The organism is Streptomyces sp. NPDC031225 (assembly GCF_055570355.1).
The window spans coordinates 51,636-67,676 of sequence record NZ_JBVIHJ010000014.1; the positions used below are offsets into that span (position 1 = coordinate 51,636).

At 71.8% G+C, this 16,041-nt stretch carries 16 protein-coding genes and 1 pseudogene; 5 read left to right on the forward strand and 12 right to left on the reverse strand.

Annotation, left to right across the window (positions count from 1 at the left end):
* Positions 1–135: 135 nt before the first annotated feature.
* The 12 genes from ACZ48Z_RS23845 to zapE form a co-directional block, all read right to left on the reverse strand.
* A complete protein-coding gene (locus ACZ48Z_RS23845; RefSeq protein ID WP_468737884.1) occupies positions 136–1,440 on the reverse strand; it encodes an MbnB/TglH/ChrH family RiPP precursor modification enzyme in 1,305 nt (434 codons plus the stop codon).
* A 189-nt stretch (positions 1,441–1,629) separates the two neighbouring features.
* Entirely contained in the window at positions 1,630–2,346 is a 717-nt protein-coding gene (locus ACZ48Z_RS23850) for a peptidyl-tRNA hydrolase (protein WP_468737885.1), read from the reverse strand.
* Between the two features lie 16 nt (positions 2,347–2,362).
* Complete coding sequence (locus tag ACZ48Z_RS23855) at positions 2,363–2,542, reverse strand: hypothetical protein (protein WP_468737886.1); 180 nt, start codon at positions 2,540–2,542, stop codon at positions 2,363–2,365.
* A gap of 9 nt (positions 2,543–2,551) precedes the next feature.
* Complete coding sequence (locus ACZ48Z_RS23860; protein ID WP_468737887.1) at positions 2,552–3,379, reverse strand: polysaccharide deacetylase family protein; 828 nt, start codon at positions 3,377–3,379, stop codon at positions 2,552–2,554.
* Positions 3,380–3,440: 61 nt separating this feature from the next.
* Positions 3,441–4,958, reverse strand: coding sequence for an FAD-dependent oxidoreductase (locus ACZ48Z_RS23865; RefSeq protein WP_468737888.1), 1,518 nt, complete (start codon positions 4,956–4,958; stop codon positions 3,441–3,443).
* A 21-nt stretch (positions 4,959–4,979) separates the two neighbouring features.
* A complete protein-coding gene (locus tag ACZ48Z_RS23870; RefSeq protein ID WP_468737889.1) occupies positions 4,980–5,876 on the reverse strand; it encodes a polyphosphate kinase 2 family protein in 897 nt (298 codons plus the stop codon).
* 78 nt (positions 5,877–5,954) lie between these two features.
* On the reverse strand, positions 5,955–7,322 hold the full coding sequence (locus ACZ48Z_RS23875; protein WP_468737890.1) for a PhoX family protein: 1,368 nt from the start codon (positions 7,320–7,322) through the stop codon (positions 5,955–5,957).
* Positions 7,323–7,443: 121 nt separating this feature from the next.
* Positions 7,444–8,220 (reverse strand): slipin family protein, encoded by a 777-nt coding sequence (locus ACZ48Z_RS23880; protein ID WP_468737891.1) that lies wholly within the window; start codon positions 8,218–8,220, stop codon positions 7,444–7,446.
* 100 nt (positions 8,221–8,320) lie between these two features.
* Positions 8,321–9,802 (reverse strand): SulP family inorganic anion transporter, encoded by a 1,482-nt coding sequence (locus ACZ48Z_RS23885; RefSeq protein ID WP_468737892.1) that lies wholly within the window; start codon positions 9,800–9,802, stop codon positions 8,321–8,323.
* Positions 9,803–9,807: 5 nt separating this feature from the next.
* Entirely contained in the window at positions 9,808–10,386 is a 579-nt protein-coding gene (locus tag ACZ48Z_RS23890; protein WP_468737893.1) for a carbonic anhydrase, read from the reverse strand.
* Between the two features lie 112 nt (positions 10,387–10,498).
* Positions 10,499–10,894: a hypothetical protein gene (locus ACZ48Z_RS23895; protein WP_468737894.1), complete on the reverse strand. Its 396-nt coding sequence runs from the start codon at positions 10,892–10,894 to the stop codon at positions 10,499–10,501.
* Between the two features lie 195 nt (positions 10,895–11,089).
* The gene (gene zapE / locus ACZ48Z_RS23900; protein WP_468737895.1) at positions 11,090–12,196 is read right to left on the reverse strand and encodes a cell division protein ZapE; all 1,107 of its coding nucleotides are present in this window, start codon (positions 12,194–12,196) and stop codon (positions 11,090–11,092) included.
* 37 nt (positions 12,197–12,233) lie between these two features.
* Between zapE and ACZ48Z_RS23905 the strand changes: the two genes are divergently transcribed.
* The 5 genes and pseudogenes from ACZ48Z_RS23905 to ACZ48Z_RS23925 form a co-directional block, all read left to right on the forward strand.
* Positions 12,234–13,031 (forward strand): pyrimidine reductase family protein, encoded by a 798-nt coding sequence (locus tag ACZ48Z_RS23905; protein WP_468737896.1) that lies wholly within the window; start codon positions 12,234–12,236, stop codon positions 13,029–13,031.
* A 160-nt stretch (positions 13,032–13,191) separates the two neighbouring features.
* A complete protein-coding gene (locus tag ACZ48Z_RS23910; RefSeq protein ID WP_468737897.1) occupies positions 13,192–13,665 on the forward strand; it encodes an indole-3-glycerol phosphate synthase in 474 nt (157 codons plus the stop codon).
* A gap of 43 nt (positions 13,666–13,708) precedes the next feature.
* The gene (gene murC / locus ACZ48Z_RS23915; RefSeq protein WP_468737898.1) at positions 13,709–15,100 is read left to right on the forward strand and encodes a UDP-N-acetylmuramate--L-alanine ligase; all 1,392 of its coding nucleotides are present in this window, start codon (positions 13,709–13,711) and stop codon (positions 15,098–15,100) included.
* 13 nt (positions 15,101–15,113) lie between these two features.
* A complete protein-coding gene (gene msrB / locus ACZ48Z_RS23920) occupies positions 15,114–15,521 on the forward strand; it encodes a peptide-methionine (R)-S-oxide reductase MsrB (protein WP_389097834.1) in 408 nt (135 codons plus the stop codon).
* A gap of 288 nt (positions 15,522–15,809) precedes the next feature.
* A pseudogene (locus tag ACZ48Z_RS23925) lies at positions 15,810–16,016 on the forward strand (AMP-binding protein); the annotation flags it as partial.
* Positions 16,017–16,041: the final 25 nt, after the last annotated feature.

Sequence of the window (16,041 nt, forward strand, 5' to 3'; positions counted from 1 at the left end):
ATCGGGGGCGAGACGGGGCGAAAGGGCAGGGTAAACGGGGTGGAATTCCTGGAGGAATGGGGGCGAAACGTAGAGGTCGGATGTGCGGAGTGGTTGTGGTGTTATTCCCGGCACACCGCAGCGGGCGGCACGCCGTCACCGCCGCAGCAGCACCCTGCGCGTGGCCCGCGTCAACCGCACCCCCGGTCGCCGTGACCTCGGGACCGGACCCGACCGCTCCAGCCACCACTCCCGCAGCTCCCGCCGCACCCTCGCGTCCCCCGGCTCGCCGCCCAGCACCAGGTGTTCGGCGAAGTCCAACGCGTCCCGCCGGTACCCGTCCGTCATCGGCCGGCCCTGCGCGTACGCCAGAAACGCCGGCCGGTACACCGCCCCGAGGATCACCGGCAGCTCGGGCGCGACCTTCGCCACCACGTCCGCCCGCTTCCCCGCGAGCGCCCGCGCCTGCACCCCCAGCCGCGCCCGGTCGAACCCCTCCGGCCCGGGCGTCCCGGCCACGAGCGCGGACAGCAACGCGGTCTGGGCGAGGGCGACCCGCTGCCGGGCGGGTTCCGTCGGAACGCCCGACGGCCCCTCGGTGACGGCAGGACGCCACGCACCGCGGGCCGCTGCGCCACCCCCTTTCTCCACCGCCTCCCTGATCGCTGCCAACTCCCGCTCCAGTTCACCCGGTTCGGGAAAGTTCTCGTCCCGCTCCAGCAGCACCCCCGGCGGTGAGAGGCGGGAGGAGAGGTCGGTGAGGATGTCGAGGACCGGCCGCGGGACCGGGTGGGCGTGGCTGTCGTGCCACACCCCGTCCCGCTCGAAGCCGCCCGCGACATGGACGTAGGCGATGGCCTCCAGCGGAAGTTCGGCGAGCGCGCGGGCCGGGTCCTCGCCGCGGTTGACGTGGTTGGTGTGCAGGTTGGCCACGTCGATCAGCAGCCGCACCCCCGTCCGGTCCGCGAGGTCGTACAGGAACTGCCCCTCGGTCATCTCCTCACCGGGCCATGCGATGAGCGCGGCGATGTTCTCGACGGCGAGCGGCACCGGCAGCGCGTCCTGCGCGATCCGGATGTTCTCGCAGAGGACGTCGAGGGCGTCCCGGGTGCGGGGGACGGGCAGCAGGTGTCCGGCCTCCAGACGCGGGGAGGCGGTGAGCGGGCCGCCCGCCCTGACGAACGCGATGTGCTCGGTGACCAGCGGCGAGCCCAGCGCCTCGGCGCGCTCGGCCAGCGCGGTCAGCCGCCCGGCGTCGGGCCGCTCGGCGCCGCCGAGTCCGAGCGAGACGCCGTGCGGGACGACGGTCACCCCGCGCTCGCGCAGCCGTCGCAGCGACTCGGGCAGATGCCCGGGGCAGACGTTCTCGGCCACGGCCTCGACCCAGTCGATGCCCGCCATGCCCTCCACGGCGTCCGCGATCTCCGGCCGCCATCCGATGCCCGTTCCCAGTCGCTCCATGTCCGTCCCCTCCCCGTTCTCTCCGACCGCCCGCCCGGTGTGACGGAGGTATGGCCCCGGGCCGCGGGTGCGAACCGTGCCCACGGGACGTTCAGAGCAACATTTGAGGTTCGGGCAGGGGCGGCCGGTGATCTCACACCCCGGAAGGTCCACCGCGGCCGCGCACCCCGGCCCGCCCGTCGAGCCGGTTCACCGCAGCGCCGGATGGTCCGCCACGACCGTGCAGGAGCCCGGTGCGATCTCGGTGAAACCGGCGTCACGGACCAACGGCAGCCCGCTCGTGGTGAGTTCACCCCACCGGCCGGCGTCGGCGGTCCGTACGGCGAGCGGGAACCCGGCGTCCCGCCAGCCGGTCCGCTCCTCGTCCGACAGCTCCCACCAGGCGAGCTGGGCGCCGTGACCGGCCTGGGCCATCGCCTTGCCGGCCGACATGTCGAGGTCCGGGCTGAGCCACAGCACGGGTGCCGTCGGGTCCGCCGCCACGGGCGGCTCGGGATCGTCGAGGTCGGTGCCGGAGACCTGGAGCTTGGCCAGCTCCTTGGGCCAGCCGTCGAGCGGCACGGGCGGGAACACCCGCACCTGGGCCGACTTCCCCGCCACGGTGATCCCGGGCAGCGCCTCGGCCCGCCGCCACTCGGCACCCCGGGCCCGCCGCACCACCTTGCGGATGCGGGCGTCCTGCCAGTCCCGCATGACCTCGGCCCACTCGCCGTCGCCGGCGGAACGCTCATCGCTGAGCATGACGAGAACCGCGCGGGCGGCGGTCTCCAGGGCGTCGGTGCGAGCGGGCGGTGCGTCCCGCTCGATCCGCACGACCAGGGGCAGCACGAACTGCGGTGCCTCGTCGCGTGCGGTCGGCTCGGAGTGGAAGGGGCTGTCGGTGGAGGGCGTCACGTCGTGGCTCACCCGGACAACCCTAAGGTCACCCCGAACAGGCCGTCCGCTGAGCCTCCTGCCACTCGCACACCGGGCACAGCGTGATCCCCTTGTGCGACTCCGGATACTCCGTCGGCTTGCGGCACAGCACGCACTCCGCGTACGGCGGCCCCTCGGCGACCGGCGGCTTCGGCACGTCGCCGGTCGTGCAGTACTCCTCGCTCATACCTCCAGCCTAGGACTCGATCAGCTCGGACACCTTCACGAACCGGAAGCCCCGCGCACGCAGCTCCGGGACCACCGCCCGCACCACCCGTTCCGTCGTCGGTGCGGCGCTGCGCGTGCAGTGCATGACCACCACCGACCCCGGCCGCACCCCTTCCAGCACCTGCCGGGTCACAGCCTCCGCGTCCGTCGCGAACGCGTCCCCGCTCACCACGTCCCACTGGACCGCGGTCACGCCCACCGGGGTCAGCGCCCGCAGCGCCCGCCGGTCGTAGCAGCCGCCGGGAAAGCGGAAGTACGGCATCGCGTCCGGCACCCCCGCCGCCCGGAACGCCGTGTACGCCCGCTCCACGTCCGACCGCATCCGGTCACCGGACACCGTCGGCAGCCCGTAGCAGTCGTCGGTGAAGGCGTAGTGGCTGTAGGAGTGGTTGGCGACCTCGAAGAGCGGATCCCGTCCGAGGGAACGGGCCTGGTCCGGGTACTCCTCGGCCCATCTCCCGGTCATGAACACGGTGGCCGGCACCTTCAGCGCCCGCAGCGCCGCGATCAGCCCCGGGTTGTCGAAGTGCTCGCCCGCCGCGGCCCGGGCGCCCTGGCCGGCGGTCATGTCGGCGTCGAAGGTCAGCGCGACGGTCCTGCCGTGGGTGCGGGACCCGTGTGTGAAGACGGGGGTCAGGCCGCCGGGGCCGGGGGCGAGGGTGGGTGGCGCGGACGGGGACGCGGTGGTCGTGGTGGGCGCCGCCGCTCGGACGGCTGGGGGCGCGTGCGTGGCGCACGCGGCGAGTGCGGCGCCCAGGGCGCAGACGGCGAGGGCACGGCGTACGGGAGTGATCACCGTACGAACGTATGGTGATGTGGCTTATATGCACGGTCGGCCCGGCCGTGAGGTCACCCGCTCAGATGTCCCGCTGCTCCAGCGGCCGGGTCGCCGGGCCCTGGATCACCTTGCCGTCCGTGTCGAAGCGGGAGCCGTGACAGGGGCACTCCCAGGCGTCCTCGGCGCCGTTGAAGGAGACCAGACAGCCCAGGTGGGTGCAGCGCGGGGACAGGGCGTGCAGGGCGCCGGCCTCGTCGCGGTAGACCGCGAGGCGGTCGCCGTCCACGCGGACCACGGCACCCTCCCCGGGCGGCAGGGACTCCAGCGGGGGTGCGGGACGCAGGCGGTCGCCGACGAAGTGACGGGCCACCTGCGCCTGGGTCTTGAGGAAGGACGGGGCCTCACGGACCGCCGAGAGCAGGCGGCGGGGGTCGTAGAGCTCGCTCCACGCGCACTCCTCGCCGGTGATCAGCGCCGTGAGGAGGCGGCCCGCCATGATCCCGCCGCTCATGCCCCAGCCACCGAAGCCGGTGGCGACGTAGGCGTGCCGGGCGCCCGGGTGCAGGGGGCCGACGAGCGGCACGGTGTCGGTGGGGTCGTTGTCCTGGGTGGCCCAGGCGTGGGTGAGATCCACACCGGGGAAGCGCCGGGTGGCCCAGGCGGACAGGTGGTCGAAGCGGGTCCTGGTGTCGCCCGTGCCGGGGGTGAAGTGCTCGCCGGTGACGATGAGGAGGCGCCGGTCGGCGCTCCAGGGAGCCGTACGGACCGAGCGGGTGCCCTCCTCCGGCGTGATGTACATGCCGTCCGGATCCCGATCCCGGTCGATCGTCCCGGCGACGACCAGCTCACGGCGCGGGGAGAGCCGGGCGAACAGCAGGCCCCGGTCGAAGATCGGGTAGTGGGTGGCGACCACGACGTCCCGGGCCGTCACCGTGGCCCGGGTGTCGGTCGACAGCCGGCACGGCTCGCCCTCGTCGAGGCCGAGGACGGCGGTGTGCTCGTGCACGGCGGCCCCGGAGGCGACCAGATCCTCGGCAAGGGCCAGCAGGTACTTGCGCGGATGGAACTGCGCCTGACCCGTGACCCGCACCGCGCCCGCCACCGGGAACGGCAGCCCGGTCTCCGTCACGAACGACGCCGGCAGCCCCGCCTCCCGGGCGGCCGCCGCCTCGGCCCGCAGCTCCTCGACCCGGCCCTCGTCACAGGCGTAGGTGTACGCGTCGCGCTGCTCCCAGTCGCAGTCGACGCCCAGCTCTTCCGCGATCTCGGCGGCCCGTTCGATCGCCTCGCTCTGTGAGCGCGCGTAGAGCCGGGCGCCCTCGGGGCCGCGTGTGCGGCGCAGCTTGTCGTAGATCAGCGTGTGCAGGGCGGTCAGCTTGGCGGTGGTGTGCCCGGTGACCCCGGCCGCCACCTGCCCGGCCTCCAGGACCGCGACCCGCTTTCCGGCCCGCACCAGCTCCCACGCGGTACTGAGCCCGGCGATCCCGGCGCCGATCACGGCGACGTCGACGTCGAGATCCTCGGTGAGCGGCGGCCGGGACCCGCCGGGCGCGGTCTCCAGCCAGTACGAGCCCTTGACGTGCCGGTTCTCGGTCATGCGCCCCGAGTACCCCGGGAATCACCCTTCGAGCAGCCGCCTGCGGGCTTCCTCCACGTCGAAGGCCGCCTCCGGGTACTGGGGGTCCAGCGCCGACAGGTGTTCCAGCAGGAGCCGGCTGACCGCCCAGTTGCGGTACCACTTGCGGTCGGCGGGGACCAGGTACCAGGGGGCGTGCGGTGTCGAGCAGCGCTCCAGGGCGGTCTCGTACGCCTGCTGGTAGGCGGGCCACAGGGCGCGGTCGTCGATGTCCGAGACGTTGAACTTCCAGTGCTTGTCCGGGCGGTCCAGGCGCTTGAGGAGCCGGTCACGCTGTTCCTCGTAGGAGATGTGCAGGAAGCACTTGACGACGGTGACGCCGTCGTCGGTGAGGGACTTCTCGAAGCGGTTGATCTCGTCGTAACGGCGCTCGATCTCGGCCGGCGGGGCGAGTTCGCGGACCTTGGCGATGAGGACGTCCTCGTAGTGCGAGCGGTCGAAGATGCCCAGCTCGCCGGCTTGCGGGAGGGCCCTTCTGACGCGCCACAGGAAGGGGTGTTCGAGTTCCTTGGGCGTGGGTGCCTTGAAGGCGTGGATGCGGCAGCCGGACGGGTTGAACACGCCGATGACGTGCTTGACCGTGCCGCCCTTGCCGCTGGTGTCCATGCCCTGCAGCACCAGCAGGATCCGGCGCCTGTCGCCAGCCGCGCTCGCCGCCCACAGACGTTCCTGGAGGTCGGCGAGCGGAGTGGCCAGCGCCGTCGTCGCGGCCCGGCCCGCCTGCTTGTCACGGGGACCGGCCGGGGTCTCCCGGGCGTCGTACGCGGACAGATCCACCGGCTTGCCGCCCGGTATGCGCAGCAGCTCGCGGAGGTCGGTCTCGTCGCGGGCCTTCGCGCTCTTCTCGGACGCGTGGGACTTCGAGCCCTTCTTCGCCATGGGGCACCCCTTCCGGCCGGGTCCGGTCCCTCGATCCTGCGCCGGGGGACCGGGGCGCGCCAGCCGTCGCGGAGGCGGCTACCTGCGCCAGGGCCCCGTCACCGCGAAGGTCGTCCCGGGCGTGTAGCAGTTGACGTACATCGTCTGCCCGTCGGGGGAGAAGGTGACGCCGGCGAACTCGCCCCACTCCGGGGCCTCGGGCGTGCCGATGTTCTGCGCGTTGCGTGCCATCGCGTAGACCTCGCCGTGCCGGGTGACACCGAAGACGTGCTGGGCGCCGTTGCCGTCCTCACACACCATCAGGCCGCCGCTGGGGGCGAGGCAGATGTTGTCGGGGGACTCGCCGGGCAGTTGCACATCGGTGTCCGGGCCGAACACGATCACCAGGGTCAGCCGGCGCGCGGACGGGTCGTAGCGCCAGATCTGCCCGAAGTGGTCGGCGGCCGAACCCTCGGCGCTGTGCGCGAACGAGGAGACGAAGTAGACGCTCTTCCCGCCCCAGTAGCAGCCCTCCAGCTTCTGGGCGTGCGTGATGCCCTTCGGGCCGAAGTCCTGGAGCCGGACCGGGGTTTCGGTGGCCAGCGGGTCCGGTACGTCGACCCACTCGATGCCCTCGAAGCAGGCACCGGTCTCCTGGATCGCGGACAGGTCCGGCACGCCCGGCACCCGCATCGCCTGGAGCCGGCCACCCGCGCGCAGCGAACCGAGGCCGCCCTCGGGCCTGTTGGGCAGGAAGCGGTAGAAGAGGCCGAAGGGCTTGAGGAAGGCGTCCTCGGTCTCGTAGACGATGCCGCGCTTCGGGTCGATCGCGATCGCCTCGTGCTGGAAGCGGCCCATCGCGGTCAGCGGTACGGCGCCGGAGCGGTGCGGGTCGACCGGGTCGACCTCGAAGATGAAGCCGTGGTCCTTGGTGTAGCCGTTGGTGCCGGCCCTGTCCTCGGTCTCCTCGCAGGTCAGCCAGGTGCCCCAAGGGGTGGGCCCGCCCGCGCAGTTGACGGCGGTACCGGCGATGGCGACCCGCTCCGACAGCACGTTGCCGTGGCTGTCCAGGGTGAGGGCCGTACAGCCGCCCTTGCCCGCCGGGTCGTAGGTGAGACCAGCGACCGTCGGGACGGCGATGGCCGCGGTGACGCGGTTCTCATGGTTGCGGACCAGGTGGACCCGGCCGTGTCTGCCCGGCAGCGCGGTCATGCCGTCGTGGTTGGAGGGGACCTTGCCCTCGCCGGAGCGGAGCTGGTCGCCCTCGCGGGAGAGGACCTTGTAGCGGAAGCCCTTCGGCAGGTCCAGCAGGCCCTTGGGGTCGGGGACGAGGGGGCCGTAGCCGGTGTGGCCGAGGGACTGGGCGGCGGCGGTGCCGGCGAAGAGTTCGGAGAGGGCGCCGGTGAAGGCGATGCCGGCCCCGACGGCGGCCGAGCGGGAGAGGACCTGACGTCGTGTTGCGGACATGGAGAAGCAACCTTCCTGCTGGCGGACAGGACTGTGACTCCGCTGTGTCTATCACCTGGGCCGGGCTCCGTGAACCACGCGCGTAGCGTGTCCCCTCCCGGCCCCGCTCCGTCCCCTCGCGTCACTTTCCGGCCGGATGCTCCTGCGCCCGCTCCAGGAACCGCAGCAACTCCACCGGGAACGGCAGGACGAGTGTCGAGTTCTTCTCGGCGGCCACCGCGACGACCGTCTGCAGCAGCCGGAGTTGGAGTGCGGCGGGCTGCTCGGACATCTCCTTGGCGGCTTCCGCGAGCTTCTTGGAGGCCTGCAGTTCGGCGTCCGCGTTGATGATCCGGGCACGCCGCTCACGGTCGGCCTCGGCCTGGCGGGCCATGGAGCGCTTCATCGTGTCCGGCAGGGACACGTCCTTGATCTCCACGCGGTCCACCTGGACGCCCCAGCCGACGGCCGGGCTGTCGATCATCAGCTCCAGGCCCTCGTTGAGCTTCTCGCGGTTGGACAGCAGGTCGTCCAGCTCGCTCTTGCCGATGATCGAGCGCAGCGAGGTCTGGGCCATCTGGGAGACGGCGAACTTGTAGTCCTCGACCTTGACGAGGGCGCTCGCCGCGTCGATGACCCGGAAGTAGACGACCGCGTCCACGCGCACGGTCACGTTGTCCCGGGTGATGCCCTCCTGGGCAGGCACGGGCATCGTGACGATCTGAAGGTTCACCTTGTACAGCCGGTCCACGAACGGCACGACCAGCGTGAATCCGGGCTCGCGCACCTCGCCCGCGAGGCGTCCGAGGCGGAAGACCACCCCGCGCTCGTACTGCTTGACGACCCGGGCCGCCGCCGCGACGTAGACGAGCGCCGCGGAACCGGTCGCCGCGGCCGCCGCCAACAGCTCTGGGAGCATCGCGACCTCCTCGTCGAGAGGTGCTTATGTCTGCTCCTGCCACGATATGCCCGGTGCCTGGTCCGGGGCCACGATCGGCTCCGGACCAGGCGGGCGCGGGCTACGGGGCGGTGACCCGCGCCGGCTCCGGCTCGGTGACCCGGACCGGTTCCGTGCCGACCGAGCTGTGCCGCTCGGCCCAGTTCTCCAGCGCCGTACGGCAGGCGTGGTCCAGGTGGTGCAGGCCGGACAGGTCCAGCTCCACGGGCCGGTCCTGGGGCAGCGACTCCAGGCTGTCGAGGATCTTCGGCAGCCTGAGGAAGGTCGCGTTGCCCGACAGGTGGGCCTGGATGGGACCCGCGCCCTTGTCGACGATCTCCAGCTTGAGGTGCGAGGCCTCCCAGGCGGTCTTGGCGACGGACAGCGCCAGACCGATGAGCACGCCCTCGAACATGTTCACCGCGACGATCGAGACGGCCGTGACCACCAGGATCAGTGCCTCACCGCGGTGACCGCGCCACAGCGTCACGATCCCCCGGAAGGGGATCAGCTTGAAGCCCGCGTGGACCAGGATGCCGGCGAGCGCGGGCAGCGGGATCAGGGCGAGGGTCGACGGCAGCAGGGCCGCGAACAGCAGCAGCCATACGCCGTGCATGACCCGGGACGCCTTGGTCTTCGCGCCTGCCTGGACGTTGGCGGAGCTGCGCACGATGACCGCGGTCATGGGCAGGGCGCCGAGCGCGCCGCAGACTGCGTTGCCCGCGCCCTGGGCCATGAGCTCCTTGTCGTACTCGGTGCGCGGACCGTCGTGCAGCCGGTCCACGGCGGCGGCGCTGAACAGGCTCTCGGCGGAGGCGATCAGGGTGAACGCGAGGATGGTGCCGAAGATCGCCGGGTTGGCCAGCTCGCCGAAGGCTTCCGAGCCGGGCGGCTGGATGGAGTCAAGCAGGCCGTTCACCTCGACGGTGGCGATCGACAGGCCGAAGACCTGGGTGACCACGGTGGCCAGCAGGACCGCCGCGAGCGCGCCCGGCACGGTCTGCGCCTTCTTGGGCAGCTTCTTCCACAGCACCAGCACCGCGACGGTGCCCGCGCCGACGGCGAGCGAGGTGAGCGCGGTGGTGCTGCCGACTGCGTCGACGGCGGCACCGGGCAGTCCCAGGATCTTGTCGACACCGGTGGTGGGCGCCTTCAGTCCGGCCGCGGAGTACAGCTGGCCGGCTATGAGCACGAGGCCGATTCCGGCCAGCATGCCCTCGACGACGGAGACGGATATCGCCCGGAACCAGCGCCCCAGCTTCAGGGCGCCCATGGCGAGCTGGATCAGACCGGCGCTCAGCACGATGACACCGAGCGCGGGCAGCCCGAACTCGTCGACCGCCTCGAAGACGAGGACCGTCAGACCGGCGGCCGGACCGGAGACCTGGAGACTGCTGCCCCGCAGGAAACCGGTGACCAGACCGCCGACGATGCCGGTGACGAGTCCGAGCTCCGCCGGGACACCGGAGGCGACGGCCACGCCCACACAGAGCGGGAGCGCGACCAGGAAGACGACCAGGGACGCGGCGAAGTCCTGCCGCAGGTGAGGGTATTTGGTCATCATGGCGATCACAGACCCTCGAACGCGTCGGTCTCGGCGCGGTGGACGCGCACCGCGCCCGTGTGCACCTCGTAGTACCAGGCGTGCAGGGTCAGTTGGTCCTCGGCCAGCTTCTTCTCGATGCAGGGGTAGGACCGCAGGCGCAGCACCTGGGCCAGGACGTGGCTCTGCACGCCCTCGGTGACGCACGGGTCCTCGGCCGCACCCGCGGGGCGCGGGGTGGCGTTGGTGAGCCAGTCGCGCACGGCCGGCACGGCGTCCAGGTCGTCGCCGCGGACGAGGGCGCCGACGGCGCCGCAGTGGGAGTGTCCGCAGACCACGATGTCGCGGATGCCCAGTACCTCCACGGCGTACTCGATGGTGGCCGCCTCGCTGGTGGGGTGCTCGGAGCCGTACGGGGGGACGATGTTGCCCGCGGTGCGCAGCTCGAAGAGCTCGCCCGGGCGGGCGCCCGTGATCAGGGCCGGGACGACCCTGGAATCCGAGCAGGTGATGAACAGAACCTGGGGGGACTGACCTTCGGCCAGCTTGGCGAACTCCTCAGGGCGCTGTCCGAACGTGCGGGCGTTGTCGATGAGGGGCTGCATGGGGGGACTCCTCCTGGCGCGCCGAGCGGCGCGTCGGACGTGCCCGGCGCGCGAGGTGCGCGTCGGGCTTACATGACAGGTGGGGGAACAGGGGTGGGGGACTGCTCTGCTGTCAGCAGCGGAAGACCTGAAGTGCCGCCGGGGTATGGGCTGTCGAGGGTCTGGACAGCGTGAACCCGCCGGACGCGACCTGTTTCGTGGCGGTGGCCGCCGGCTCCTGGGCCGACAGCGGGCGCTCGGGCCCCGCGGGGGCGAAACCGACGGCGCGGTGCCGGTCGCGGGTGCGCAGGGGACCGGTCGGATCCCCTACGGGGTTGCAGTGGCGCTTCGAGGCGGCCTCGGCGCGCAGTGCCTTGCCGGAGAGCTTGATTCCGGGCTGAGCTTTGGCCTCAAGTTGACGGCCTGTGTGCGCGGATGCGAAGGCCTCGGTCGATGCGAAGAACGGGAGGGCGAGCAGGACGGCGGCGAGGGTCGTGACCACGGTCCGTGCCGTCGCACCTCGGAACATGCGCCCCCCTCCCGGTAGTTCTCACTTCTAGGTCTGGCCAACCGCTGGTCAATGACTGGTCAAGAAACACCTTAGCTCGGCAAAGTTGTTTGCAGGGTTAACTTAACGTTTCGAGCTGAAGAGAGGCTGAAGCGCGCCGGGTGTCTGGCGCGAACCGGCTCTTGATCTTGTGGAGTTGGGGCGCTAGAAAGCGCCTCAGGCTCCCTCGACCAGGCCCTTCGCGTCGCGGGCCAGCGCGGTGAGCCGGGATATCGCACGGAAGTACTTCTTGCGGTAACCGCCGTTCAGCATCTCCTCGCTGAACAGCCGGTCGAAGGGCATGCCGGAGGCCAGCACCGGCACCTCGCGGTCGTAGAGGCGGTCCGCGAGCACCACGAGCCGCAGTGCCGTCGACTGGTCCGGCACCGGCTGGACATCGGTCAGGCACACCGCCTTCAGCCCGTCGGTCAGGGCGCCGTACCGGCTCGGGTGGACCTTGGCCAGGTGTGCCAGCAGGCCCGGGAAGTCGTCGAGCGAGGCGCCCTCGGTGGCGTACGCCGCCTTCGTGACCTCCTCGTCGGCGAACGGCGCCGGCGCCTCCGGCAGCCCACGGTGGCGGTAGTCCTCGCCGTCGATGCGCAGGGGCCGGAAGTGCGCCGCGAGGCCCTGGATCTCGCGCAGGAAGTCGACGGACGCGAACCGGCCCTCGCCGAGCTTGCCCGGCAGGGTGTTGGAGGTGGCGGCGAGCGCCACGCCCGCGTCGACCAGCTTGCCCAGCAGGCTGGAGACGAGAACGGTGTCGCCGGGGTCGTCCAGCTCGAACTCGTCGATGCAGACCAGGCGGTGGCCGGAGAGCGTCTGGACCGTCTTCTGGAAGCCGAGGGCGCCGACCAGGTTGGTCAGCTCGACGAAGGTGCCGAATGCCTTGAGGGACGGTTCGGCGGGGGTGGCGTGCCAGAGGGAGGCCAGCAGGTGGGTCTTGCCGACGCCGTAGCCGCCGTCCAGGTAGACGCCTCGGGGGCCCGCCGGGGTCTTCGGAGCCTTGGGCCTGCCGAAACCGAGGAAGCCGCGCTTGCCGCCGCCCAGCGCGTGCGCGCCGCCGAGCCCCGCAGCGAAGCCCGCGAGGACCTGGACGGCCTCGGTCTGGGTGGGCTGGTTCGGGTCCGGGATGTACGTGTCGAACCGCACCGAGTCGAACCGCGGCGGCGGCACCATCTCGGCGACCAGCCGGTCCGCGGGGACGTGCGGCTCACGGTCGCACAGGGACGGCGGGGCGGTGTCGGCTATCGGGCCGAACCCGGACGCGGCGGGGGAAGTAGACACGGTTCACCATGCTAAGGGCCGTGCCACACTGCACGACATGCGACGCCTGTTCCCTGTGACCGACGAGACAGCGGCCCGGAGCCCGGAACCGGGGTCCGGCCATGACTGGAGCCTCGACGAGCTGGCCGCCGCCTACGCGTACCCCGATCTCGGCCCCGGCCCCGGCACCCCCGGGGTCTGGCTCCGCGCCAACATGGTCTCCACGCTCGACGGCGCCGCCCAGCACGACGGCCGTTCGCAGCCCATCTCCACCGCGACCGACATGCGGATCTTCGGGACGCTGCGGGCGCTGGCGGACGTGGTGATCGCCGGTGCGGAAACGGTACGCCAGGAGGGGTACCGGCCCGCACGCGCGCGTGACGAGTTCGCGGGGATGCGGGAGGCGGCCGGACAGGGCCCGGTTCCGGCGATCGCGGTGATCACCGCGAGCCTGGACCTGGACTTCTCGCTCCCGCTGTACACCTCGCCCCTGGTGCCCACGCTGATCCTCACGGGTGCCGCGGCGGCCCCGGACAGGATCGCCGCGGCCGAGAAGGCGGGCGCGCGGGTGGTGATCGCCGGGGACGGCGCCGGCGTGGACCCCGCGCGGGCCGTACGGGCGCTGGCCGAGCTCGGGCACACCCGGCTGCTGACCGAGGGCGGCCCCCGGCTGCTGGGCCAGCTGGTGGCCGCCGGTGTGCTCGACGAGCTCTGTCTCACCCTGTCCCCGATGCTCACCGCGGGGGGCGCGCAGCGCATCGCCGGGGGGCCGTCGGTCGCGGTCCCGGCGCGGTTCGCACTGGACTCCCTGCTGGAGGAGGACGGATTCCTCTTCAGCAGGTACCGCAGGGCGTGATTGTTCGGACGCGAGTTCGAGCAGTCACGCTGACGCCGACATCGCCGGAATCTGTCGTTCCGGTTGGCTTCCGGCGGGCACACTGAATCCGGCAGTACCCGTGCGATCACGGGGCAGGATGGTTTCCGCAGAGCGCACAGCGCAGAGAAGGGGACGCCCGGTGTTCACCAGCGTTTTGATGATCGAGAAGGCTCTGACGTCCGCCGACGTGGAGTTCGTCACCACCTTGCACGGTGACGAGTCCGTCGCGTTCCATGTGCTGCTCCAGCCGCGGGGCGACCAGGCCGACCGGTTGCTCCGGGCCATCGACGACGTGGCACTGGGCGAGCTGGACGAGGCGGTCCGGGAGCGGGAGACGCCCGAGGGCGAGGCCGCGAAGGGCGTGGGACAACAGGCACTGGAGGTGTCCCTCCAGGCGCTCAGAGTCTCCGGGAGCGCGGCGGAGGGACGGCTCATCGAGGACCACCCCCTGGACGCGCTGAAGCGGCTGGTCGAGGAGACCGGCGCCGACGAGGTGATCGTCCTGACCGACCCCCACTACGTGGAGGAGTTCTTCCACCGGGACTGGGCGTCCCGCGCACGTCACAAGGTGGGCGTACCGGTGCTGAAGCTGTTCTCGCACAGCAAGGCATAGGCTGGCCCCGCATCCGTACCGCACCACTTGGGGAGACACACGCATGGCACCCGGCCTTCCTACCGCCATGGACCGACCGCACTTCATCGGGATCGGTGGGGCCGGGATGTCGGGGATCGCGAAGATCCTCGCGCAGCGCGGCGCGAAGGTGGCCGGCAGTGACGCCAAGGAGTCCGCGACCGCCGAGGCGCTGCGCGCTCTGGGGGCGACCGTGCACATCGGGCACGCGGCGGAACACCTGGCGTCCGACGCCACCTGCGTCGTCGTGTCGTCGGCGATCCGGGCCGACAACCCGGAGCTCGCCCGGGCGGCCGAGCTCGGCATCCCCGTGGTGCACCGGTCCGACGCCCTCGCCTCGCTGATGGACGGACTGCGGCCGATCGCGGTCGCGGGCACCCACGGCAAGACGACCACCACCTCGATGCTGGCAGTCTCCCTGTCCGCGCTGGGGCTGCGGCCCTCGTACGCGATCGGCGGCGACCTGGACGCCCCCGGCTCCAACGCCCTGCACGGCGACGGCGAGATCTTCGTCGCCGAGGCCGACGAGTCGGACCGCAGCTTCCACAAGTACGCCCCCGAGGTCGCGATCGTCCTCAACGTCGAACTCGACCACCACGCCAACTACGCGTCGATGGACGAGATCTACGAGTCCTTCGAGACGTTCGTGGAGCGGGTCACCGAGGGCGGCACCCTGGTGATCAACGCGGACCACGAAGGGGCTCGGGAGCTGACCCGGCGGGTCACGGCCCGCGACGTGCGCGTGGTGACGTACGGCGACGCCGAGGACGCCGACGTACGCGTGCTGTCGGTCGTCCCGCAGGGGCTGAAGAGCGAGGTCACCGTCCTGCTCGACGGTGCGGAGCTCACCTTCGCGGTCTCCGTGCCCGGCCGCCACTACGCGCACAACGCGGTGGCCGCGCTGGCCGCGGGTGTCGCGCTCGGGGTCCCTGCCACCGAGCTGGCGCCCGCCCTCGCCGCGTACACCGGCGTCAAGCGGCGCCTCCAGCTGAAGGGCGAGGCGGCGGGAGTGCAGGTCATCGACTCCTACGCCCACCACCCCACCGAGATGACGGCGGACCTGGAGGCCATGCGCGCGGCGGCCGGTGACGCCCGCATCCTGGTCGTCTTCCAGCCCCACCTGTTCTCGCGGACGCAGGAACTCGGCAAGGAGATGGGCCAGGCGCTCGCGCTGGCCGACGGCTCGGTCGTCCTGGACATCTACCCGGCCCGCGAGGACCCGGTCCCCGGGGTGACGAGCGAGCTGATCATCGAGGCGGCGCGGGCCGCCGGGGCGGACGTGACACCGGTCCACGACGCGGCGGAGGTGCCGTCGGTGGTCGCGGGAATGGCGAAGGCGGGTGATCTCGTTCTCACCATGGGCGCGGGCGATGTCACCGACCTCGGCCCGCTGATCCTGGACCGTCTCGCGAAGTAAGGGGCTGAGCTTCATGTCGTACGACGTCGAAAAGCCGGACGAGCAGTGGCGGGCGGAGCTGAACCCGGCCGAGTACTCCGTCCTGCGGCAGGCCGCGACGGAGCCCGCCTTCACCGGTGAGTACACCGACACCAAGACCGAGGGCGTCTACTCCTGTCGCGCCTGCGGCGCCGAACTGTTCACCTCCACCACGAAGTTCGAGTCCCACTGCGGCTGGCCGTCCTTCTACGACCCGAAGGACACCGACGCGGTCGAGCTGATCGAGGACCGGACCCACGGGATGGTGCGGACCGAGGTGCGCTGCGCGCGCTGCGGCTCGCACCTCGGGCACGTGTTCGCGGGCGAGGGGTATGCCACGCCCACGGACCAGCGGTACTGCATCAACAGCATCTCGTTGCGGTTGACGGCGGACGAGGGCTGACACCGGCCGAAGGCTGACACGGACTCGGGCCGACGACAGGTCGTCGGTGGCCGACGCGCCGTACGCGTGTGCGTACGGCGCGTCGCTGTGTGGCCGGGCGGGAGGCCGACGGCGCTCGGTGGCCCCCCGTCGTGACTTGTCCCGCTCCGGTTCGGCCGACTCCCCCCGGCCGGGCCTGCCTTGGTGGCTCGATCCGGTCGACTCCGGTTGTCCGAAGCCCACTTGAGATGCGGTGTCGGCCGCGTCGGCGGGATACGGTGCGGACTCGGTGATCCGGAGGGAGGCCCGATGCGGGTCGGGGGAGTGGTCGAGGTCCGGCCGGTGGTGGAGTCGCTGGTCGAGAACTCCTCTCGCCACGGTGACAAGCTCGCGTTCGCCGACGACCGGCGGCAGGTGAGCTGGGCCGAACTGGAGCTGCGGACAAGGCGGTTGGCGGGTGCGCTCGGCGTCGGGCGCGGGGCCAGGGTGGCGTTCTGCCTCGACAACAGCGTGGAACTGGTCGAGGGACTGCTCGCCACGG